Origin of the sequence: Herbidospora solisilvae (genome assembly GCF_009901565.1) — a bacterium.
Lineage (GTDB): Bacteria > Actinomycetota > Actinomycetes > Streptosporangiales > Streptosporangiaceae > Herbidospora > Herbidospora solisilvae.
In genome coordinates this window covers 372,469-392,842 of sequence record NZ_WXEW01000007.1, presented here as the reverse complement: position 1 = coordinate 392,842, position 20,374 = coordinate 372,469, and the positions used below count along the sequence as shown (strand labels likewise).

The following is a 20,374-nucleotide window of genomic DNA, read 5'->3' as shown; positions in this document are numbered from 1 at the left end:
GGGGCTGTCGGATGGCGGAGTCCCACCGTGACATCCGTTCAACCTCCTAGCATCCGTAGGATTGCGGGGTTTTACTGTCTTTCGTGTTCGTGGGACGTGAAGCGGAGTCAGCCGCGCTGGCCGGAGCCCTGGAGACGGGCGGGCTCGCCGAGGTGACCGGGGAGCCCGGCATCGGCAAGACCCACCTGCTGACCCGGTTCGCCCGGGAGGCGGGCGGCCGGGGGGTCAAGGTGTTCCGGGGGGTGGCCACCGAGTACGAGCGCGACCTCCCCCACCGGGTCTTCGAAGACGCCCTCGGCCCGCTCGACGGCGGTGACCGGCTGGCGCTGGCCCGGACCGTCCGGGCGCACCTCGCCGAGCTCGGCCGGGTGGCGCTGATCCTCGACGACCTCCACTGGGCCGACCCGGCCTCGTGCGAGCTGCTGGCCTCCCTGGTGCGGCGGCCGGCCGAGGAGCTGCTGCTCGTCTGCGCCTACCGCGACCGGCAGGCCGGCCACCGGCTGCTCGGCGCGCTGGCCGAGGCCGGGCCGGCCGCGGTCCCCCACGTCCGGATCAAGGTGGGGCCGCTGTCGCTGGGCGAGGCGCGCGAGCTGGTCGGCGACCGGCCGGAGCTGCGCGACCTCCACGACGAGAGCGGCGGCAACCCGCTCTACCTGAAGGGCCTGGCGGGCGGGGCCGCCGGGTCGACGCTGACCGGGCTGCTGTCGGGTGAGCTCGCCCGCCTGTCCGACATGGAGTTACGCGCGGCCCAGGCCGGGGCGGTGCTCGGCGACGCCTTCACCCCCGACGACGTGGCGATGCTCGGGCCGGTCCCGGCCGTGCTCGGCGAGCTCGCCGCCCGCGACCTCATCCGCGACACCGGCGACGGCCGCTTCCGGTTCCGCCACCCTCTCCTCCGGCAGCTCGTGTACGAGGGCGCCGACCCCGCCTGGCGCATGCTGGCCCACCGGCTGGCGGCGCGGGAGTTGTCGGCGCTGGGAGCACCGGTCCGGGAGGTGGCCCATCACGTCGCGCGTACCGCCAGCCGGCACGAACCCGGCGACCTGCCGACGCTGATGGCGGCGGCGCGCGAGGCCGTCAACATCGCGCCCGCCGCCGCGGTCGAGTGGCTGCGGGCGGCGCAGCCGCTGGTCGGCGACCTGACCGACCCGGTCTCCGTCCAGCTGCACGTGCTGCTGGCCCAGGCGCTCATCTACGACGGCCGCCTGGAGGACGCCCGCGCGGCCCTCCACGAGCTGCTCCCGCACCTGCCGGTCGGCCACCGCAGCGAGCTCGTCGCCGCCTGCGCCGTGGTGGAACGCCTGCTCGGCCGGTACGCCGAGGCCGCCTCCCTGCTGACCAACGAGGCCGCCAAGGGCGGCAAGGGCGCCTGGCTGCATCGCGAGCTGGCCACGCTGCGGCTGCACCTGGGCGACGTGCCCGCCGCGCTGGCCGACATCTCGGCGGCCGTCGAGGCGGCCGGGAACCCCGAGGAGGAGGCGGCCGGCCATTCGCTGCTCGCCTTCGCCGCCGCCTACGAGGGAACCCCCGGCCCGGCGGCCGAGGCCGTCGACGCGGCCGCGCACGCCGCCGACGCGCTCAACGACGCCGCCGCCACCCGGGAGCTGACCGCGCTGACCCGGCTGGTCTGGGCCGAGTCGTTCCTGGAACGGCAGGCCGACGCCGAACGCCACGCCCGGCGCGCGCTGACGCTGGCCCGCTCCCTGTCGCGCAGCGGCCTGCTGGCCGACGTGCTGATGGCGCTCACCCAGCTCTGCGGCCGGACCGGCCGGCTCGCGGAGGCGATCAGGTTCGGCGAGGAGGCCGAGGACGTCGCCTGCCAGTCGGGCAGCCCGCTCCTGCTGGCGCTGGTGCGGTCGATCCTGGCCGAGTCGGTCGTCTACACCGACGTGGAGCGGGCGGTCAGCCTCGCGACGTGGGCGGCCGACTCGGTGGCCGGGGTCGACGGCTGGTGGTCGGCCAGCACGGTCTGCCTGTCGGCGCAGGTGCTGCTGTCCGCCGGGGAGCCCGACCGGGCCCGCTGGATGTTGCTCGGCATCGGCGGCGGCGTCGGCATGCCGCAGTGCCAGCCGGGCTACCGGCCGATGTGGCTGGAGACCCTCACGCAGGCCCTGCTCGGCTGCGACGAGGTGGCCTGGGCCAGCGCCGCCGCCAATGCGGCGCTGGCCGCCGCCGGGGCGCTCGCGCTCCCGGCCCAGCACGCGTTCGCGTCCCGCGCGCTGGCGTGTGTGCGGGCCGCCGAGGGCGACCTCGCGGGGGCGGCGGAGTCCGCGGCGCGGTCGGTGGAGCTGTTCGGCGCCGCCGGGTTCCGGCCCCACATGGCCCGTACGCTGATCATGACCGCCCCCTTCCGCGACGACGGCCACAAGGCGCTGGCGACGGCGAAGGCGCTCGCCGTCGAGGTCGGCGCCGGGGTGCTGGCCGAGGAGGCCGAGCGCGAGCAGCGCCGCCTGGCCGCACGTGGCCCCCGGAGGGGCGACCTGCTGACCAAGCGGGAGCGGCAGATCGCCGAGCTGGCCAAGACCGGCCTGACCAGCAAGGAGATCGCCGCCCGCCTGATGCTGAGCAGTCGTACGGTCGACGACCACCTCGCGCACGTCTACCGCAAGCTCGGGGTCTCCTCGCGTACGGCACTCGCCAACGTGCTCGGCGTATGAGCCTGTCTTTCAGGCAGATTCCCGGAGCGAGCCACAGCCGGCCTTCGGCCGTCCGCGTCTCACTTGCCGACTCCAGCCGTCAGACCGGTCTGGATCTGGCGCTGGAAGATGACATACACGATCAGGATCGGGATGATCGCCATCGACAGGGCGGCGAACAGGCCGGCCCAGTCGGCCTCGTAGCCGGCGCTGGTCGAGATGTTGGCGATGCCCTGGGTGATCAGCCACTTGTCCTGCTTGTCGCCCGGGAGCAGGGCGATCGGCAGCAGGTACTGGTTCCACTGGCCGATCACGTTGAAGATCGTGATGCTGATCAGGCCGGGCCTGGCCATCGGCAACATGATCTGGAAGAAGGTGCGGGCGTGCCCGCAGCCGTCCATCATCGCGGCCTCGGCGACCGTCGTCGGCAGCGTCTTGAAGAACGCCGCCAGGAAGAACACCGTGAACGGCAGCGAGTAGGCGACGTAGACCAGCACGACGCCCGTGTGGGTGCCGAGCAGGCCGACGTTGTCGACGACCTTGTAGAGGGCCGACAGCGCGAGGAAGGGCGGGATCGACAGACCGGCCACGAACAGGGTGTAGATGAGGCGGTTGCCGCGGAAGTCGTACCGCGACAACACGTAGGCCGCCATCGAGCCGAGCAGCATCGTGAAGAACGTGGAGAACGCCACCACGATGACGGTGTTGACCAGGTACTCGCCGATGCGGGAGGTCTCCCACGCGCGGCCCCACGCGCCCCAGCCCCACTGCCGGGGCAGCGCCAGCGGGCTGTCGCCGAAGATCTCGGTGTTGGTCTTGAACGAGTTGAGGAACGTGTAGACGATCGGCGTCACCGTGAGGATCGTCCACAACACGAGCATGAGGTGGGAAACGCCGCCGAGCAGTCCCGCGGACTTCTTCCCGGCCGTCGGACGGACCTCGCGCCGGACCTGGGGGACGGCGGGCGCGGTCTCGGTCTTCATCAGTACTCGATCCTCTCGCGCCGGGTGACCCGCAGGGTGAGGGCCGCGAACGTGAGCACCAGGAAGACCAGCGCGACGCCCATCGCGGACGCGTAGCCGAACCGGTAGTAGGTGAAGGTCTGCCGGAAGATCTCCAGCGGCAGCACGGTGGTGGCGTTGTCGGGTCCACCGCGGTCGATGGAGAGCACCTGGACCAGCGCGAACGCGTCGAAGGCGGCGATGCCCAGGTAGACCCAGCCGACCTGGACGGTGTTCCACACCAGCGGCAGCGTGATCTTGAAGAACAGCGTGAGCCGGTTGGCGCCGTCGAGGGCGGCCGCCTCGAAGATCTCCTTCGGCACCCCGGCCATGCCGGCGCTGAACAGCACGACGTAGAAGCCGACGCCCTGCCAGACCATCACGCCGATGATCGTCCAGAGCGCGAGGTCGGGCTTGATCAGCCAGCCGACGGGGTCGACCCCGAACCAGCCCAGGACGCTGTTGAGGATGCCCGACTTCTGCGGGTTCAGCACCGCCTGGAACAGAACGCCGACGATGACGACGGCGAGGACCTGCGGGAAGAAGAAGACGACCTTGTAGAAGGACGACCCCCACACGCCGCTGAGCTGCCCGTTCTTCTGCCCGCCCCCGAGGTTGAGCAGGAACGCGAAGAACAGCGCGATCGCGATCGTGACCAGTGGCATGACCAGCAGGATCAGCCCGTGGTGCCGGACCGCGGCCCAGAAGACGTCGTCCCCGAACAGCCGGGTGAAGTTCTCCAGCCCGACGTACTGGAAGTCCGGGGAGATTCCGCGCGAGTTCGTCAACGCGAGCTGCAGGGCCTGCAGGTTGGGGCTCACGAAGAAGATGATGTAGATCGCCAGCGGCACGGCCAGGAAGGAGACGATGAAGCCCCACTTCCTGACCGCGCCCGGCGTCAGCCGGCCACGCCGCATGGGTCACACGTTCCGGGTCTGCTTGACGATCGAGGAGTCCGCCTTGGTCTTGTCCGCCGCCTCCTGCATCTTGGTGGCGAACTCTTCGGCGCTGATGCGGCCGAACATCAGGGCGTTGGTCTGCTTGCGCAGCTCGGTCTCGAGCTCCTTGTACCAGCCCTCGAAGGAGGAGAAGGTGACCACGTTGGTCCCGGCGGCGGTCTGCGCGGCGGCGACCGAGGTCAGGCCGGGCGACAGGGTCAGGCCCTCGGTGGCGCCGATGACGACGGTCAGCGACTTGGTCTTCTCGGTGAAGTCGCGGGCGCCCTGCTTCGAGAGCATCTGGCGCAGGTACTCCAGGCCGCCGGCGGCGTTCTTGGCCTTCGACGGCACGATGAAGCCCTCGGCCGCGGCGGCGCGGATCGCCTCGTAGGGCATCTGGTCGGCGGCGGTGACCGAGGGGGTCGGCACCATCGCGTACTCGAAGCCCTCGGGGGTGTCCTTGGCCTGCTCGGCCTCCAGCCAGGAGCCCGACGGGTAGAACGCGATCTTGCCCTGGTTCTGCTGGGTCTGGACCTCGGTGTGGATGAGGCCCTCGTACGCCGGGTCCATGTACTTGCCGATCTCGGCCCACGCGGCGGCGGCCTGCTTGACGGCGTCGTTGTTCCAGGCGTTGTCGGCCAGGTTGTCGATGTCGAGGAGGATCTTGTTGCCGCCGATCTTCGCGGCGGAGATCAGGATCATCCAGTAGGCGTAGTAGGACGCGTTCTTGCCGGCGTAGCCGAACGGCACGATGTTCTTGGCCTTGGCGGCCTCGGCGAAGGTCTTGAACTCGTCGAAGGTCTTCGGCGGGGTCCAGCCCTCCTTCTCGAAGAGCTTGGCGTCGTACCAGAGGCCGTAGGCGGTGTAGACGTAGTTCAGCGTGTACGGCTTGGCGGGGTCGCCGCCCAGGCCCGACTCGATCGTGCCGGGCACGATGACGTCCTTGACCTTCTTCGACGGGTCGTCGACGCTCGGGGCCTCGAACAGCGGGGTGAGGTCGAGGAGCTGCCCGGCGTTGATCAGGGCGCCGCCGTCGAGGTTGTCGGTGCCGGAGTTGTTGACCACGTCGGGCACGTCGCCGCCGGCGAAGCGCGGGGTGAGGGTCTGCCCGATCGTCTGGATGCCCTGGTGCTTGATCGTCGCGCCCGGGAACGCCTTCTTGTAGAGGGGCTCGTGCGACTGGGTCGCGTACTCGTCGCTGTAGCCGCCCTTGAAGATGACGACTTCGAGGGGGGCGTCGGCCTTGACGTTGAAGGGGTTGTTCGCCGAGGCGCTCGCGCCGCCCGCCGAGGGGGCGGCGGCCGAGGGAGCGGCCTCCTGGGAGCCACCGCCACCGGTGGCACAGGCGCTCAGAAAGGGACCGGCGACGAGGGCGGTCAGTCCGACGCGGGCCAGCAGCTGACGGCGCGTGATGTCACGGGGCGTGATGGTCATCCAACTCTCCTGATACCGGGGGGATCAATTAGGAAAGTTTCCTAAACGTTCGTGAACGTACGAGCGAGGCCCAAGCATCGTCAAGGTGTCGGGGTCGGTCTAGACCAACCTGTGACGTGACCGCGATGGTCTGTGTGCCGATCGCGGCGTTTTGCCTGCTTATGGGGGATATTAAACATAGGACGATCCCCTCTTTACACCCGAGCTTTACCGCATCTTATGCCCTATATGGGGGCTACTGGTATAGACCGGCTGCCAGATAATGTGATCGCCATGAAGGAGCTCCAGGAGGAGGTGTGCCGTTACGGCCGCCGCGCCGCCTCCCTCGGCCTGGTCATCGGCACCTCGGGAAACCTCAGCGTGCGCGCCGGCGACCTGGTCACGGTCACCCCCTCGGGCGTCGCCCTCGACGCCCTGACCCCCGACGACTGCCCGGTCCTGACCCTCGACGGCGAGCTCGTCTCGGGCTCGCGCGCGCCGTCGTCGGAGACCCCGATGCACCTGTCCCTCTACAAGGCCACCGGCGCGGGGGCGGTGGTCCATACCCATTCCGTGTTCGGCACCGTGGTCGCCTCCACGCTGACCGAACTCCCGGCGATCCACTACAACGCCCTGCTGCTGGGCGGCACCGTCCGGGTCGCCGAGTACGCCACCTACGGCACCCCCGAGCTCGCCGCCAACGTCGTGCGCGCCCTTTCGGGGAAGCAGGCGGCGCTGATGGCCAACCACGGGAGCGTGTCGATCGGCCGCACCCTGGAGGAGGCGTTCGAGGCCACCCGGCTGCTGGAGTGGTTGTGCGAGGTGTACGTCCGGGCCCTCGGCGTCGGCACGCCGCGTGTGCTCACCGAGGACGAACTGGTCGCGGTGATCGCAAGGGCGAGTAAGGGTTCGGGAAACGCCTGATCGTCGCCCCGGCTGGGCGGGATCCCCATTGGTCGAATGGCTCGGGATCTTCTCGCCAATAGGGGGACACGATGAGGTTGCTCGTCAAAGCCGCGATCGTCGCAGGGGTGGCGGTCTCGGCCGCGCAGGCTCCGGCGGCCGCCGCGCCGAACCCGGTCAACACGGTCAGGGTTCCGTGCAGTGTCAGCGCACTCCACAACGCCGTCGTCGCGGCCAACACGAACGCGGCCGTGCTGAGGCTGGCGCCGAGCTGCTCGTACAACCTGACCACGCCGCTCCCGGTCATCACGGGCCGGATCACCCTGAAGGGCGCCAACACCTCGATCAAGCGCGCCCTTTCGGCCGTCCCCTTCCGCATCCTGGACGTCGGCCTCACCGGCGACCTGACCGTCGAGGACGTGTTCGTCATGAACGGCCTGGCCGGCACCGGCGACGGGGCCGGGATCAGGAACGCGGGCCGGCTCACCCTGCGCCGCGTCACGGTGGTGGGCAACGTCGCCCAGACCGGCAACGGCGCGGGCCTGGCCAACACCGGCCGCGCCGCCATCCGGAACTCCGTGTTCACCACCAACCTGGCCCTGGCCGGCAACGGCGCCGGCATCCACAACAACGGCGAACTGCACCTGACCGACAGCACGGTGGCCGGCAACGCCCTCAACGCCCGGGGCGCCGGCGTCTACACCGCCGCGGGCCGCGTGACGCGGATCGTGCGGAGCGCCGTCAACAGCAACCTGAGCGCCTCCCAGACCGGCGGCGGCATCGCCAGCGCGGGCACCACGACCCTCGACAACACCTGGGTCCGGCTGAACAAGTCGGTCGGCGCGGGCGGCGGCATCCTGGTCCTGCCCGGCGGCGCCGTGACCCTGCACCGCACGGGCGTCCGCGACAACGTCCCCGACAACTGCGCTCCGGCGAACACGGTCCGGGGCTGCGTCAACTAGGTCTGCGGCCGATCCGGGGTCTGGCCTTCAACACGGGCCAGGCCCACACCGGCGCGGGGCGCATCGCCTGATCACGCCACGCTTCCCGGCAGCCGATAGATCGGGGCCGGCTCGATCTCCGGGGCACGTCTCCGGCCCCGGCGCGGGGGCGCCTCGTCGGCGCAGAGGTAGGCGTACATGCCGGCGAGGAGGCGTTGCACGTCGGCGTGCGGGCGCACGACCAGGCGCAGGAAGCGGCTGTTGAAGCCCAGCTTGTTGCCGCACTCGCGGATGTAGACGCCGTGTTCGCGGATCAGGTAGTCGCGCAGCTCGCGGCCGTCGCGGCCCTCCGGGAGCTTGCACAACACGAAGTTGCCCTGCGACGGGAAGACGGTCAGGCCCGTGAGCGAGGCGAGCTGACGGATCATCATCTCCCGGTCGTGGGCGACCAGGCGGAGGCTGTGCCGGTACTCGTTCATGTGGGCCTTCAGCATGAAGACCACGACCTCGGCGAAGCTGTTGAGGTTCCACTTCGGCAACACGCGCCGGACCAGCCCGGCGATCTGCGGGTTGGCCACCAGGTAGCCGAAGCGGACGCCGTGCAGGCCGAAGTTCTTGCCGAGGCTCTTCAGCACCACCACGTTGGGCCGGATGACCGCCTCGTCGGCCACGCTGGCCGACGGCTCGGCGTCGACGAACTCGATGAACGACTCGTCGACCACGATCAGGTCGAGGTCGGTCAGCCGGTCGAGCATGCGCACGACCTCGTAGCGGGGCAGATAGCCGCCGTCGGGGTTGTTCGGGTTGCAGATCACCGCCACCCGCGAGCCGCGTTCGCGGACGAACCGGATGTAGCTCTCCACGTCGAGCCGGAACCGCTGCGACTCCAGCAGCGGGAACATGTCGCAACGTTTGCCGGTCTCCAGCGGCTGGTCGGTCCAGCGGCCGAAGGTGGGCACCGGCACGGCCAGGCTCTCGCGGACCAGCAGGTGGTCGAGCCAGGTGATCAGCTCGGTCGAGCCGTTGCCCATGGCGATCGTGGAGGGGTTCAGGTCGAGGGTGTCGCACAGCTCCTTGGTGATCGTCTCGGCGTCGCTCGGGTAGTACTTGAGCACGTCGACCAGGTTGGCCCGCAGGTCGTCGAACATCGCCGTGGTCGGGAAGTACGGATTGCACGGGATGCAGAAGTCGACCAGGTCGTCACCTGCGGCCCCGCGCCGCAGGGCGAAGTAGGACGGGCTGTGCGCGTCGCTCCGCAGCAACGCCAGGTCCACGGATGCTGTCACGCCGGAGAATACGCGCCACGCCGTCGCGGCGTTCAGCCGAGCACGGCTTTGCGGGCCAGCCCGAGGGGCAGGCCGCCGCTCCCGGCGAGCCGGTCGTGGAAGCTCTTCAGGTCGCCGGTGTACTCGTCTCTGATCTTCTCGATCTCGATCGCGCCGGTCAGGTAGCTGGGCGCCTGGGTCGGCCAGGCGCAGTAGCGGTTCACCTCGCCCTTGGCGGTGCCGGGCGACAACGACGCCTTGGTGGCCATGTGGGTCTCGGCCTCCTCGATCGACATCTCGCCGCAGTGCAGGGCGGTGTCGACGACGATGCGGGCGGCCCGCCAGATGCGGCAGTCGAGGTGGGCCAGCTCGGTCTCGGGGGTGTCGTAGTAGCCCTGCTCCCACATGAGCTTCTCGACGTAGAGACCCCAGCCCTCGACGAAGTAGGGCGTGCGGAACACCTTGCGGATCCGGCGGGAGCTCTCGCCGATGTGGGCCAGGTGCCAGTGGTGCCCGGGGTAGGCCTCGTGGACGGCGATCGAGGGCATCTGCGGCCGCGAGTTGGTGCGCAGCCGCTGCCTGACCTGCTCCTCGGTGAAGTCGTCGGGGGTGTACGGCACGAAGAACACCCCCTCGCGGGCGGTGCTCAGCGGCGGGGGCGCCAGGTAGTTGGCGACCGCGATGATGGGCCGCTGGAACTCCGGCGACGGCAGCACCCGGCAGTGTTCCCCGGCCGGGAACGTGACGAGGTCGCGGTCGCGCACGTACTGGCGGGCGCGTTCGGTCTCGGCCTCGTACTCGGCGCGCATGGCCTCAAGGGTGGGCGGGTGGTCGTTCATCAGCGACTCCATGGCGGGACGCCAGGCGTCGAAGCCGAGCTTGCCGGCCACCTCGTTCATGCGGGCGTTCAGCGCCTCCCACTCGGCGACGCCCTTGGCGTGGAGGTCGGCCGCGCCGTAGCCGAGCATCTCGCGTTCGCGCAGCAGGCCCGAGTAGAGCTCCTCGCCCATCCGCCAGGTGCCGCGGGCGGTGAAGCCCTCGAGGAAGGCGACCAGCTCGTCGAAGGCCCGCGCGGCGGGTTCGGCCGCCGCCGCCAGGCGGGCGCGCAGCGCCGGGTCGCCGACCTGCGCGGGCAGCGTCTCGGTGAGGAACCTCCGGCCGGTACGCGCCTGCCCGAGCCCCCGGGTGACCAGGAGTTCGGCGGCGAGGTCGGGCGACAGGTTGGCCCGGCAGGCGGCCAGCACGGCGGGCACCTCGCCGAGCCGCGCGACGGCCGCCTCGACGAGCTCGGGTTCCGGGGAGAGCCGCTGCTGGAACGGGGTGAACATGGCCGCGAAGATGGCGTCGAGGTAGGGCGCCGGAGCCCGCCGCCACTCGGGCCAGCGGGCGGTGAGCACCTCGCCGTGCAGGTAGGACAGGGCGAGTTCGTGGTCGATCCGGTCGTCGAGCGAGGTCCCGGGATCGGCGTTGGAGAGCCGGTCGAGCCACAGTTCGGCGGCGCGCTCGCGGCGGATGAACCCCTCTTCGCTGAAGTCGCCCAGAGTGCGGTCGAATCCGGGGGCCCCGAGCAGGGTGGCCCGCACCGGGTTGTCCTTGAGATACCAGTCGACGAACTCGTCCAGCAGCGTCATGCGGCGACCCTACCCCCGACCCCGGTCGCCACAAATGACCGACATCCGCGACACTTATTCGCATAGGTCCCCCCAAAGTAGGAGCAACCAGGTGCCACTTCAGATGACCGGTGCCCCTTCGGATCCCGATCTCATCCGGCTCCCCTGGGACGTCCCCCTCGAAGAGTGGCCCGAGCACCGCCTGGTCGCCCTCCCCCGGGGCATCTCCCGCCACGTCGTCCGGTTCACCCGCATCAACGGCACCGTGTACGCCATCAAGGAGATCAGCGAGCGGTACGCCAAGCGCGAATACCGCCTGCTCTGGGACCTCAACCGGCTCGACACCCCCTCGGTCGAACCGGTGGCCGTGGTGACCGGCCGCGAGAGCAAGACCGGCGAACGCCTCGACTCGGCCCTCATCACCAACCACCTGCAGTACTCCCTGCCGTACCGGGCGGTCCTGTCGGGCGCCCTGCGCCCGGAGACGCTGGAGCGGCTGCTCGACGCCCTGGCGGTGCTGCTCGTCCGGCTGCACCTGACCGGCTTCTACTGGGGCGACTGCTCGTTGTCGAACACGCTGTTCCGCCGCGACGCGGGCGCCTTCGCCGCCTACCTGGTCGACGCCGAGACCGGCGAGCTGCACCCGATGATCAGCGAGGGCCAGCGCCACCACGACATCGAGGTCGCCCACATCAACATCTACGGCGAACTCCTCGACCTGGAGGCCGGCGACCTGCTGCACCCGTCGATCGACCCGCTCGTCTTCGCCGAGCAGATCGTCGAGCGCTACCACCGCCTGTGGGACGAGCTGAACTCCGACGAGATCATCGAGGAGGTCGACTGGCACAAGGTCGACCAGCGCATCCGCCGCCTCAACACCCTCGGCTTCGACGTCGCCGAGATGATGGTCCGCCGCAAGGCCGGCACCGGCCGCCTGATCGTCCGTCCCAAGGTCGTCGACGCCGGTCACCACCAGCGCCGCCTGCTGCGCCTGACCGGCCTGGACGTCGAGGAGAACCAGGCCCGCCGCCTGCTCAACGACCTCGACTCCTTCACCGTCACCCACGGCCTGCGCCACGAGGACGAGGCGATCGTGGCCCACCGGTGGCTGGCCGAGGTCTACCAGCCGGTGATAAACGCGATCCCGCCGGAGCTGCACCGCAAGCTCGAACGCGCCCAGTTGTTCCACGAGGTGCTGGAACACCGCTGGTTCCTGTCGGAGGCGGCCGGCAAGGACGTCGGCCTGACGGCGGCGGTCCGCAGCTACATCGACAACGTCCTGGTCCACCGCCCCGACGAGAAGGCGATCATCGGCGCGGAGCTCTGACCTCCGCTCTCAGCCCGTGGGGCGCGGCGCCGAGGACGTGTTCACGGCCCCAGGCGCCGAGCGGTTCCAGCGCCCCGTTGAGCGAGGCGCCGAGGGGCGTGAGCGAGTATTCGACGCGGGGCGGGACCTCGTCGAACACCTCGCGGTGCACGATGCCGTCGGCCTCCAGCTCCCGCAGGTGGGAGGCGAGCACCTTCTCGGTCACCCCCGGCAGCAGCCTGCGCAACTCGCCGAAGCGGCGGGCCCGTTCGTCGAGTGCCCAGAGGATGAGCACCTTCCACTTGCCGCCGATCACGTCCATCGCCGCGTCGATCCCGCATTCGTACGACCCCGGCCTCCGTGCGACCACCACGCCCCACCCTCCCGCCTGCTCACTTACCCCGAGGTCACCACGCACCGTGAAGTGCGTACTTGAGCGTTCCGGGGCCGGCGACAAGTCTGACCGGCATGGAACTCACACTTCTCGGGCTCGGCGCCATGGGGACCGCGCTCGCCCGCGCATGGCTCGCCGCCGGATATCCGCTGACTGTCTGGAACCGTACCTCCGGCCGGGCCGAGCCGCTGGCGTCCGAGGGCGCCCGCGTCGCCGCGACGGCCGCCGAGGCGGTGGCCGCGGGTGACCTCGTGGTCGTCTGCCTGCTTGACGACGCCTCGGTCGGCGAGGCCCTGGCGGGCGTCGACCTGACGGGCAAGGACCTGGTCAACCTCACCACCGGCACACCCGCCCAGGCCCGCGCCCGCGCCGAATGGGCCGAGAGCCGGGGCGCCCGCTTCCTCGACGGCGGGATCATGGCGGTCCCGCCGATGATCGGCGTGCCGGAATCGGGGGGTTACGTCCTCTACAGCGGGTCCCGCGCCCTCTTCGACGCCCGGCACGAAGCGCTGGCCGTCCCGGCCGGCACCCGGTACGTCGGCACGGACCCCGGCTTCGCCGCACTCCACGACGTGGCGCTGCTGAGCGCGATGACCGGGATGTTCGCCGGGGTCTCCCACGCCTTCGCGCTGCTCCGCGGCGAGGACCTCGCGCCGAAGGACTTCGCCCCGCTGCTCGTCGAATGGCTCACCGCCATGGCGCCCTCCGCGTACGAGATCGCCGGCCAGCTGGAGAGCGGCGACTACACCGAGGGTGTGGTCTCCAACCTCGCGATGATGGTCGAGGGCAACTCGACGCTGCTGCGCACGGCCGAGGAGCAGCGGGTCAGCGCCGAGCTGCTGATCCCGTTCATGGCGCTGATGGAACGCCGCCTCGCCGAGGGCCACGCCGACGAGGGCACGACCGGCGTGATCGAGTTGCTCATCCGCTGAGCCGGGCGGCCGCCTCGGCGATGCGGTCTTCGCCGAAGACCTCGATGCCGTTGGCGACCAGCAGGGCGGCCGTCACGCCCTCGCCGGGCAGCTTGCGGCCGCGGAAGGTGCCGTCGTAGACGCGCAGGACGCCGCACGACGGGCTGCCCTCCTTCAGGACGGCGATCCGGACGCCGAAGGAGCGGGCGACCGCGAGGCACTGGCGGGCGCCTTCGAGGAAGTGGGCGGTCACGTCGTGGCCGTCAGGGGTGAGGACGCGGGCCGCTCCGGCGAGCACCGCCGCGCCGCCCGCGCCGCCCTCGATCTCCGCCGGCGGGCGGGGCACCGGGAGGCCGCCCTCGACCTCGGGGCAGAACGGGACCAGCCGTCCTTCGGCCCGCCACGCTGCGAAGACGGCGTCGTCGCTGGTCTTGGCGCCGCCGTCGTAGCGCACCCGGCGGCCCATCAGGCAGGCGCTGACGAGAATTCGTTCCACCTTGTCAATTTTGCAACACGGTTTGCACCGGGTATCAGGTTCCTTCTTCCGCTGACGAAGTCTCTATGTCAGGAAACAAGCGAACACATGATGTTTCGGAGGGTGATGCTCCGATTTCTCTAAGGTTGCACCCACCACTTGGCGGGGGTAACCGGATGAGGAGTTGCGGGTGATCGGCATCGAAGACTGCCTGTCCGAGGCGATGGCCATCCCGGGAGCGCTCGGCGCCATCCTGGTCGACCACACCAGCGGCACGGCGCTCGCGATGGAGGGCCTGCCCGACCCCGAGCGGTCGGCGATCGGGCTGAGCGAGACCTTCCGCGCCACGCTCGACGGGCTGGCCCTGTCATCCCCCGATGGAACGGTCCGGATCGACGACCTGATCATCACCACCGACCACGGCTACCAGCTCATCAAGCCGATGGAGACGATGTGGGACGGCCCGTTGCTCATCTGCCTGCGGCTCGACCGCGACCGGGCGAACCTGGCCCTGGCGCGGCGGCGCCTCGACAGCATCTCCCACGAACTGATCGCGTCGTGACCGGTGCCGATCGACGACGTGCTCTCCGAGCTGGCGGAGAGCAGGGCGACCGGCGCCCTGAAAGCGGGCCGGAGCGGCACCGTCTACCTGAGCAGGGGCCGCGTCTGTTACGTGGAGTGCGCGCGGACGCCGACCGTCGAGGAACTGCTGACGGCCTCCGGCCGGCTCACCCTCAGCGGGATGCGGACGGCCCGGCAGACCGCCGCGGCCACCGCCGACGGCGGCGACCTGCTGGTCCGGCGGGGTGTGCTCAGCCGGGGCGAGCTGCAGCTGTGCGTTCTCGGGGCGACCCTGGACGCCTCCTTCTTCCTGTTCGGCGCGAACGTGCCGAAGCCCAAGTTCCGCGAGGGCGACCGGCACTGGCTGGGGATCCACTGGTTCTTCGACGTGCCGGGCCTCTTCCGGGAATGTCACCGCAGGAGGGCCCGGTTGGACCGCGCCTGGCCATCGGCCGAACTCGACAGCCGCCCGGTGGTGCCGGTGCGGCGCATCCGGTCGCAGCACGTGGTGCTGACCGCGCTCCAGTGGGAGATCCTGCTCAACGCGGACGCCGAGACCACGCCCGCCGAACTGGCGAAGCGGATCGGGCGGCCGGCGTACACGACGCTCCTGGCGGTGCGCGAGATGGCCGCGGCGGGTCTGCTGGAGTGTCCGGAGCCGCCACCTCCGGAGAAACCGCCGGATCTGCCCAAGCGCGTGGCCGGTTCGGCCCCCCGGGCGGCGGCCGGAGCCGGCGGGCGGGCGCGGTCGTCCTATCCCGAGATCAGCGGAGACCCGACGGACGTGAATCTGCTCATCAGGCTGCGGAACGCGCTGGAGGCCTTCCAGTGATCACGCGCCCGTGGCTCAAGCGGGCCGGAAAGGGCATCCCGATGGATCTGCGCCGCGAAATCCACGAGGAGATGCTGCTCCTCAGAGGTCGCACGAACGAGATCACCGGCGTCCTCACCTGCACCGTCGACGGCATGCTCGTCTCGGCCGACCTGGCGGAGAACGTCGACCAGACCGCGGCGCTCACCTCGGCCGTGCTCTCGATGAGCCGCCGGATGACCGACCTGACCAGGATCGGCGAACTCGAGGAGACCCTGATCTCCGCCACCCGCGGCTTCACCGCCCACTACGCCGCGGGTCCCAAGCTCGTCCTCACCGTGCTGGCCGTCCCGGGGGCCAACCTCGGGCTGCTGCGGATCGAGGGCAGGAAGACGGCGGCGAAGATCGCCGCCATCGTCGAACGCGAATGACAGGAGAAGACTCGGCATGGCGAACATGGACATCTCCCTCAAGGAGATGATGGCGATCGACGGCGCTATCGGCGCCGCCGTGGTCGACTACAACAGCGGCATGAGCCTGGGCGTGCTGGGCGGGTCGAAGGACCTCGACCTGCAGATCGCCGGGGCCGGCAACACCGAGGTCGTGAAGGCCAAGCTCCGCACGATGGACAGCCTGGGCCTGAAGGACGCGATCGAGGACATCCTCATCACGCTGTCCGGCCAGTACCACATCATCCGCCCGATCACCGGCCGGGGCGGCAAGGGCCTGTTCCTCTACCTGGCCCTCGACCGCAACCGGGCCAACCTGGCGATGGCCCGGCACCAGCTGCGGTCTATCGAGGACAAGATGGAGATCTGATCGCGTACCGGCGTGAGCCGCTCAGGCGGAGCCCAGGAGCGGCTCACGGTTCTCCGTCGCCGGGAACAGCTTCTCGCCCGGCATGGGCAGCCCGAGGACGTCGGTCACCCGGCGGATCAGCTCGGCGTGCGACCTGATGCCGGGCAGCCGCAGCAGTTCCTCGCCCTTGCGGGTGAGCAGCACGGTCGGGGTCCGGTCGACGCCGACCGAGGCGGCCGCGCCGATCGCGGTCTCGACGTCGACGATCGCGCCGATCAGCTCGTCGTCGTACTCGGCGACGATGCGGTCGATCACGGGAATGATCCACTCGCTGGCCAGGCAGTCGGTTCCGGTGAAGGCGAGGAGCACCGGAGCCGGCCCCATGACCAGTGACGCGAGGTCGCGTTCCCCGGTGACGATCCGGCGCCGGGGCGCGGCCCGGGACGGCCGGTCGGGGCCGGTGAGCATGCGGGCGTACGCGTCCGCCAGCCGGGGCGGCCCCGAAAGGCCGTTGACGGCCAGGCCGTGGAACAGCAGGCGGGCGCAGTCGGCCCGGGAGACCTGGTCGAGGTCGATCTCCTTCAGCGGCGGCGCGAACGACAACACCGCCTCGCAGTCGACCGGCCCGGCCAGCGACAGGATGGTCAGCGACTCGGTCGACCCGAGCCGCCACAGGCAGCCCGGCTCCATGTTCTCGGTGCCCAGACGCAGGTAGCGCAGCCCGGTCATGCCGCCGAGGGCGCCCAGTCCGTGGCCGCGTACCTCACCCCCGGAGACGCCGACCACCGCGGCCCAGGTGCGGGCGATGTGACCGAACGCGGCGTCGGTGATCGAGGCGCCGCCGAGCTTGACCTTGATCAATGGGCTGTTCTCGGGCAGCGGCACGTCGCCGGTGATGTTCGGCGACCACAACTCCAGGCTTTCGAGCGTGGTGAGCCCCTGGATGGCGCGGACCCCCTCGTCGGTGAACTTCCCGGTCACCGCCAGGTCGCGCAGCGCGAACCGCTTGGCGATCAGCCGCAGGTCGTCGTCGCAGACGCCGCTCAGCCGCAGGCCGGTCGTCTCTGGCACCTCGGCCAGCCGTTCGGTCGTCGCGGCCACGTAGGCGAGTTCGACGTCCTCAGGGACGGGGATCTCCCCCGTGGGCCGGAACTCCCCCACGGTCTGCCCGGCCGGTCGATCTCCGACCACGACGAAGTGGACCTCACCCGGCAGGGCCGTCTCAGGGAATCTCAGCACACGCTCCATTCGCGAAGAATCCCCAGGTCAGCGGCATTACCAAACGCCTTGGAAGGTACGTTGGAAGCAATGACCCTCCGAGCGTGTTTTTATGGGGCATATGGCGAATCCGGCGATCCTGACGGTGGACGACGACCCCGCGGTGTCCCGCGCGGTCTCCCGTGACCTGCGGCGGCGCTACGGCGACCGCTACCGCATCGTGCGGGCCGACTCCGGCGAGTCGGCCCTTGAGGCGTTGCGGGAGATCAAGCTGCGCGGGGAGCAGGTCGCCGTCCTGGTGGCCGACTACCGGATGCCGCAGATGAACGGCATCCAGTTCCTCGAAGCGGCCATGGACCTCTTTCCCCTGGCCCGACGGATTCTTTTGACCGCCTATGCCGACACCGAGGCGGCGATCGACGCGATCAACCTGGTCGACGTCGACCACTACCTGCTGAAGCCGTGGAACCCGCCGGAGGAGAAGCTCTACCCGGTCATCGACTCCCTGCTGGACGCCTGGATCGCCACCCCCGACCGCCCGGTCACCGAGATCCGCGTCGTCGGGCACCGCTGGTCGGCGGAGTCGTACGCCGTCCGTGACTTCCTGGCCCGGAACCTGGTGTCCTACCGGTGGCTGCTGGCCGACGACCCCGAGGGGCGCCGCCTGCTGACCGCGGCCGGGCTGACCGAGAACGACGTGCCGCTGGTGGTGACGCCCGACGGCAAGTCGCTGGTGCAGCCGTCGGAGATCGACCTGGCCCCCCATGTGGGCCTGACGACCACGCCGGCCAGCGACTTCTACGACCTGGTGGTCGTCGGCGCGGGCCCGGCGGGGCTGGGCGCGGCGGTCTACGGGGCGTCCGAGGGGCTGCGTACCGTCCTGATCGAGCAGCGGGCGACCGGCGGCCAGGCCGGGCAGAGCAGCCGCATCGAGAACTACCTGGGCTTCCCCGACGGGGTCAGCGGCGCGCAGCTCACCGAGCGGGCCCGCAGGCAGGCCCTGAAGTTCGGCACCGAGCTGCTGAGCGCGCGTGAGGCGGTCGCGCTGGAGGCGGGCGGCTCGACCCGGGTGCTGCGCTTCGACGACGGCACCTCGATCGCCGCCCACACCGTGGTGCTGGCGACCGGCGTCTCCTACCGGATGCTCCAGGCCCCCGGCCTGGCCGGCTTCACCGGCCGGGGCGTCTTCTACGGGTCGGCCTCCACCGAGGCGCCGTCGTGCCTCGACCAGGACGTCTACATCGTCGGCGGCGCCAACTCGGCCGGCCAGGCGGCGGTCTACTTCTCCCGGTACGCCGCCCGCGTCCACATCCTGATCCGCGGCGACAACCTCGAACGCTCGATGTCGAGCTACCTGATCAAGCAGATCGCCTCCCATCCGACGATCCAGGTCCACCCGAACACGGAGATCTGCCAGGCGGAGGGCGACGAGCACCTCGAACGGCTGACGCTGCGCGACACCCGTACCGGCCAGATCCGGACCGCCGACACGACGTGGTGCTTCATCTTCATCGGCGCCGAGCCCCGCACGGCCTGGCTCGACTCCGTCGTCGCACGCGACGACCACGGTTTCGTGCTGACCGGGCCCGACCTGCTGAGCGGCGGTCAGCGCCCCGCCGGGTGGACCCTGCCACGCGACCCCTATCACTTGGAGAGCAGCATGCCCGGCGTCTTCGCGGCGGGCGACGTGCGCTCCGAATCGGTCAAACGCGTCGCCTCCGCAGTGGGCGAGGGCGCCATGGCCGTCTCCCTCATCCACCGTTACCTGGAGGCGCAATGAGCGGCCTTCTGACCCCGGACGACCTCCGTGGCCTGTTCCTGTTCGAGTCCCTCAACGACGACCAGCTCCGGCTGATCGCCGACTGCGGCCGCGTGATCCCCTACGCGGCCGGCACGCTCGTGTACGAGGAGGGCCAGCCCGCGACCTGTTTCATCGTCCTCCTCGACGGCACGATCACCCTGAGCCGGCGCGTGCGCGGCGACGACGTCGAGTTCATCCGCAGCGACCAGCGCGGGGCCTACGGCGGCGCGACCCAGGCCTACATGAACGACCAGAGCGAGCGCACCTACAACAACACGATGCGCGCGCTCACCGACGTGACCGTCTACGAGATCCCCGCCGACTCCTTCGCCGAGTGGACCCGCACGTGGTTCCCGATGGCGATGCACCTGCTCGAAGGCCTCTTCGTCGGCATGCGCTCCACCCAGACCGCCGTCGGGGAACGGGAACGCCTGCTCGCCCTCGGGGCCCTGTCGGCCGGGCTCACCCACGAGCTGAACAACCCCGCCGCCGCGGCCGTCCGGGCCACGTCGATCCTGCGCGAGCGGGTGGCCGGCATGCGCCACAAGCTCGGCATGATCGCCGACGGGAAGATCGACGGAAGCCGCCTGCACAAGCTGGTCGAACTGCAGGAGATCGCGGTCAAGCGGGCCGCCTCCGCGCCCGAGCTGACCGCCCTCCAGACCTCCGACGCCGAGAGCGCCCTGGAGGACTGGCTCGACGACCACGACATCGCCGGGTCATGGGACATCGCGCCCACCCTGGTCGCCGGGGGCATCGACGCCGAGTGGCTGGAGACGGTCGAGGCGTGCGTCGGCGAGGGGAACCTGGAGGGGGCGATCCGGTGGCTGACGTACACGATCGACACCGAGCTCCTCATGTGCGAGATCGACGACGCCGTCTCCCGCATCTCGGGCCTCGTCTCGGCCGCCAAGCAGTACTCCCAGCTCGACCGGGCCCCGCACCAGACCGTCGACGTGCACGACCTGCTCGACGCGACGCTGACCATGCTCCAGGCGAAGATCCCCGAGGGGGTCAAGCTGGTCAAGAACTACGACCGCTCGCTGCCGCTCGTCCCCGCCTACGCGGCCGAGCTGAACCAGGTGTGGACGAACCTGATCGACAACGCGCTCGGCGCCATGGAGGGCTCCGGGACGCTGACGATCTCGACGTGCCGCGACGGCGAGAACGTGGCGGTCGACATAGAGGACACCGGGCACGGCATCCCGCCGGAGGTCCGGCCGCACATCTTCGAGCCGTTCTTCACCACCAAGGCGGTCGGCGAGGGCACCGGGCTGGGCCTCGACATCTCCTACCGGATCGTGGTGAAGAAGCACCACGGCGACATCCGGGTCGAGTCGCGGCCGGGGCGCACCAACTTCCGGGTGCTGCTGCCGCTGGAGGACTCCTGAC

At 70.4% G+C, this 20,374-nt stretch carries 19 protein-coding genes; 11 read left to right on the top strand and 8 right to left on the bottom strand.

All coding sequences use genetic code 11. The annotated features are described in order from the left end of the window. Window positions 1-83: 83 nt before the first annotated feature. Complete coding sequence (locus GT755_RS25000; protein WP_161482057.1) at window positions 84-2,657, top strand: ATP-binding protein; 2,574 nt, start codon at window positions 84-86, stop codon at window positions 2,655-2,657. A gap of 59 nt (window positions 2,658-2,716) precedes the next feature. Here the strand turns inward: GT755_RS25000 and GT755_RS24995 are convergent, their stop codons facing one another. The 3 genes from GT755_RS24995 to ngcE are packed head-to-tail and all read right to left on the bottom strand — an operon-like array spanning window position 2,717 to window position 6,009. Next, complete coding sequence (locus GT755_RS24995; protein WP_161482056.1) at window positions 2,717-3,619, bottom strand: carbohydrate ABC transporter permease; 903 nt, start codon at window positions 3,617-3,619, stop codon at window positions 2,717-2,719. After that, window positions 3,619-4,554: a carbohydrate ABC transporter permease gene (locus tag GT755_RS24990; protein WP_161482055.1), complete on the bottom strand. Its 936-nt coding sequence runs from the start codon at window positions 4,552-4,554 to the stop codon at window positions 3,619-3,621. Before GT755_RS24990 ends, GT755_RS24995 begins: the two co-directional genes overlap by 1 nt. A gap of 3 nt (window positions 4,555-4,557) precedes the next feature. Further along, complete coding sequence (gene ngcE / locus GT755_RS24985) at window positions 4,558-6,009, bottom strand: N-acetylglucosamine/diacetylchitobiose ABC transporter substrate-binding protein (RefSeq protein ID WP_161482054.1); 1,452 nt, start codon at window positions 6,007-6,009, stop codon at window positions 4,558-4,560. Between the two features lie 273 nt (window positions 6,010-6,282). On the opposite strand from ngcE, the gene GT755_RS24980 reads away from it, so the two are divergent. Together GT755_RS24980 and GT755_RS24975 are read left to right on the top strand one after the other, a co-directional pair. Continuing rightward, window positions 6,283-6,912 carry a class II aldolase/adducin family protein gene (locus GT755_RS24980; RefSeq protein WP_161482053.1) on the top strand — a complete coding sequence of 210 codons (630 nt, stop codon included), beginning with the start codon at window positions 6,283-6,285 and terminating at the stop codon, window positions 6,910-6,912. Window positions 6,913-6,983: 71 nt separating this feature from the next. Next, window positions 6,984-7,853 carry a hypothetical protein gene (locus tag GT755_RS24975; protein WP_161482052.1) on the top strand — a complete coding sequence of 290 codons (870 nt, stop codon included), beginning with the start codon at window positions 6,984-6,986 and terminating at the stop codon, window positions 7,851-7,853. A gap of 71 nt (window positions 7,854-7,924) precedes the next feature. On the opposite strand, the gene GT755_RS24970 is transcribed toward GT755_RS24975, so the two are convergent. Beyond that, window positions 7,925-9,118, bottom strand: coding sequence for a pyridoxal phosphate-dependent aminotransferase (locus GT755_RS24970; protein ID WP_161482051.1), 1,194 nt, complete (start codon window positions 9,116-9,118; stop codon window positions 7,925-7,927). A gap of 32 nt (window positions 9,119-9,150) precedes the next feature. Further along, the gene (locus GT755_RS24965; protein ID WP_161482050.1) at window positions 9,151-10,728 is read right to left on the bottom strand and encodes a DUF885 domain-containing protein; all 1,578 of its coding nucleotides are present in this window, start codon (window positions 10,726-10,728) and stop codon (window positions 9,151-9,153) included. A gap of 103 nt (window positions 10,729-10,831) precedes the next feature. On the opposite strand from GT755_RS24965, the gene GT755_RS24960 reads away from it, so the two are divergent. Further along, window positions 10,832-12,034 (top strand): DUF4032 domain-containing protein, encoded by a 1,203-nt coding sequence (locus tag GT755_RS24960; protein ID WP_235967236.1) that lies wholly within the window; start codon window positions 10,832-10,834, stop codon window positions 12,032-12,034. Here GT755_RS24960 and GT755_RS24955 read toward each other — a convergent pair. Further along, the gene (locus GT755_RS24955; protein WP_328794485.1) at window positions 12,015-12,386 is read right to left on the bottom strand and encodes a winged helix-turn-helix transcriptional regulator; all 372 of its coding nucleotides are present in this window, start codon (window positions 12,384-12,386) and stop codon (window positions 12,015-12,017) included. The genes GT755_RS24960 and GT755_RS24955 overlap by 20 nt on opposite strands. A 95-nt stretch (window positions 12,387-12,481) precedes the next feature. Here GT755_RS24955 and GT755_RS24950 point away from each other — a divergent pair, with 95 nt between their 5' ends. Next, entirely contained in the window at window positions 12,482-13,339 is an 858-nt protein-coding gene (locus GT755_RS24950) for an NAD(P)-dependent oxidoreductase (RefSeq protein ID WP_161482048.1), read from the top strand. Here the strand turns inward: GT755_RS24950 and GT755_RS24945 are convergent. Then, entirely contained in the window at window positions 13,329-13,814 is a 486-nt protein-coding gene (locus GT755_RS24945; protein ID WP_161482047.1) for a DUF523 domain-containing protein, read from the bottom strand. The genes GT755_RS24950 and GT755_RS24945 overlap by 11 nt on opposite strands. Before the next feature lie 169 nt (window positions 13,815-13,983). Here GT755_RS24945 and GT755_RS24940 point away from each other — a divergent pair, with 169 nt between their 5' ends. From GT755_RS24940 to GT755_RS24925, 4 genes are read left to right on the top strand one after another with little or no spacing between them, the layout of a single operon-like run. Then, on the top strand, window positions 13,984-14,355 hold the full coding sequence (locus GT755_RS24940; RefSeq protein WP_030455945.1) for a hypothetical protein: 372 nt from the start codon (window positions 13,984-13,986) through the stop codon (window positions 14,353-14,355). A gap of 3 nt (window positions 14,356-14,358) precedes the next feature. Next, complete coding sequence (locus tag GT755_RS24935) at window positions 14,359-15,186, top strand: transcriptional regulator (protein ID WP_161482046.1); 828 nt, start codon at window positions 14,359-14,361, stop codon at window positions 15,184-15,186. Further along, window positions 15,183-15,596, top strand: coding sequence for a roadblock/LC7 domain-containing protein (locus GT755_RS24930; protein WP_231515635.1), 414 nt, complete (start codon window positions 15,183-15,185; stop codon window positions 15,594-15,596). The genes GT755_RS24935 and GT755_RS24930 overlap by 4 nt, the downstream gene beginning before the upstream one ends. A 16-nt stretch (window positions 15,597-15,612) precedes the next feature. Beyond that, a complete protein-coding gene (locus GT755_RS24925) occupies window positions 15,613-15,984 on the top strand; it encodes a hypothetical protein (RefSeq protein WP_161482045.1) in 372 nt (123 codons plus the stop codon). Window positions 15,985-16,005: 21 nt separating this feature from the next. Here GT755_RS24925 and GT755_RS24920 read toward each other — a convergent pair whose 3' ends face one another. Next, a complete protein-coding gene (locus GT755_RS24920) occupies window positions 16,006-17,202 on the bottom strand; it encodes a thioredoxin family protein (RefSeq protein ID WP_161482044.1) in 1,197 nt (398 codons plus the stop codon). Window positions 17,203-17,302: 100 nt separating this feature from the next. Between GT755_RS24920 and GT755_RS24915 the strand changes: the two genes are divergently transcribed. Both GT755_RS24915 and GT755_RS24910 read left to right on the top strand, forming a co-directional pair. After that, a complete protein-coding gene (locus GT755_RS24915) occupies window positions 17,303-18,961 on the top strand; it encodes an FAD-dependent oxidoreductase (RefSeq protein WP_161482043.1) in 1,659 nt (552 codons plus the stop codon). Then, a complete protein-coding gene (locus GT755_RS24910; protein WP_161482042.1) occupies window positions 18,958-20,373 on the top strand; it encodes an ATP-binding protein in 1,416 nt (471 codons plus the stop codon). Before GT755_RS24915 ends, GT755_RS24910 begins: the two co-directional genes overlap by 4 nt. The last annotated feature ends 1 nt before the right edge of the window (window position 20,374 follow it).

Bases quoted from the DNA above. Each gene is read 5' to 3' on its own strand.
- GT755_RS24950 (WP_161482048.1), top strand. From the start codon at position 12,482: ATGGAACTCACACTTCTCGGGCTCGGCGCCATGGGGACCGCGCTCGCC.
- GT755_RS24995 (WP_161482056.1), bottom strand. From the start codon at position 3,619: ATGAAGACCGAGACCGCGCCCGCCGTCCCCCAGGTCCGGCGCGAGGTC.
- GT755_RS24915 (WP_161482043.1), top strand. From the start codon at position 17,303: ATGGCGAATCCGGCGATCCTGACGGTGGACGACGACCCCGCGGTGTCC.
- GT755_RS24990 (WP_161482055.1), bottom strand. From the start codon at position 4,554: ATGCGGCGTGGCCGGCTGACGCCGGGCGCGGTCAGGAAGTGGGGCTTC.
- GT755_RS24965 (WP_161482050.1), bottom strand. From the start codon at position 10,728: ATGACGCTGCTGGACGAGTTCGTCGACTGGTATCTCAAGGACAACCCG.
- GT755_RS24960 (WP_235967236.1), top strand. From the start codon at position 10,832: ATGACCGGTGCCCCTTCGGATCCCGATCTCATCCGGCTCCCCTGGGAC.
- GT755_RS24925 (WP_161482045.1), top strand. From the start codon at position 15,613: ATGGCGAACATGGACATCTCCCTCAAGGAGATGATGGCGATCGACGGC.
- GT755_RS24980 (WP_161482053.1), top strand. From the start codon at position 6,283: ATGAAGGAGCTCCAGGAGGAGGTGTGCCGTTACGGCCGCCGCGCCGCC.
- ngcE (WP_161482054.1), bottom strand. From the start codon at position 6,009: ATGACCATCACGCCCCGTGACATCACGCGCCGTCAGCTGCTGGCCCGC.
- GT755_RS24910 (WP_161482042.1), top strand. From the start codon at position 18,958: ATGAGCGGCCTTCTGACCCCGGACGACCTCCGTGGCCTGTTCCTGTTC.
- GT755_RS24975 (WP_161482052.1), top strand. From the start codon at position 6,984: ATGAGGTTGCTCGTCAAAGCCGCGATCGTCGCAGGGGTGGCGGTCTCG.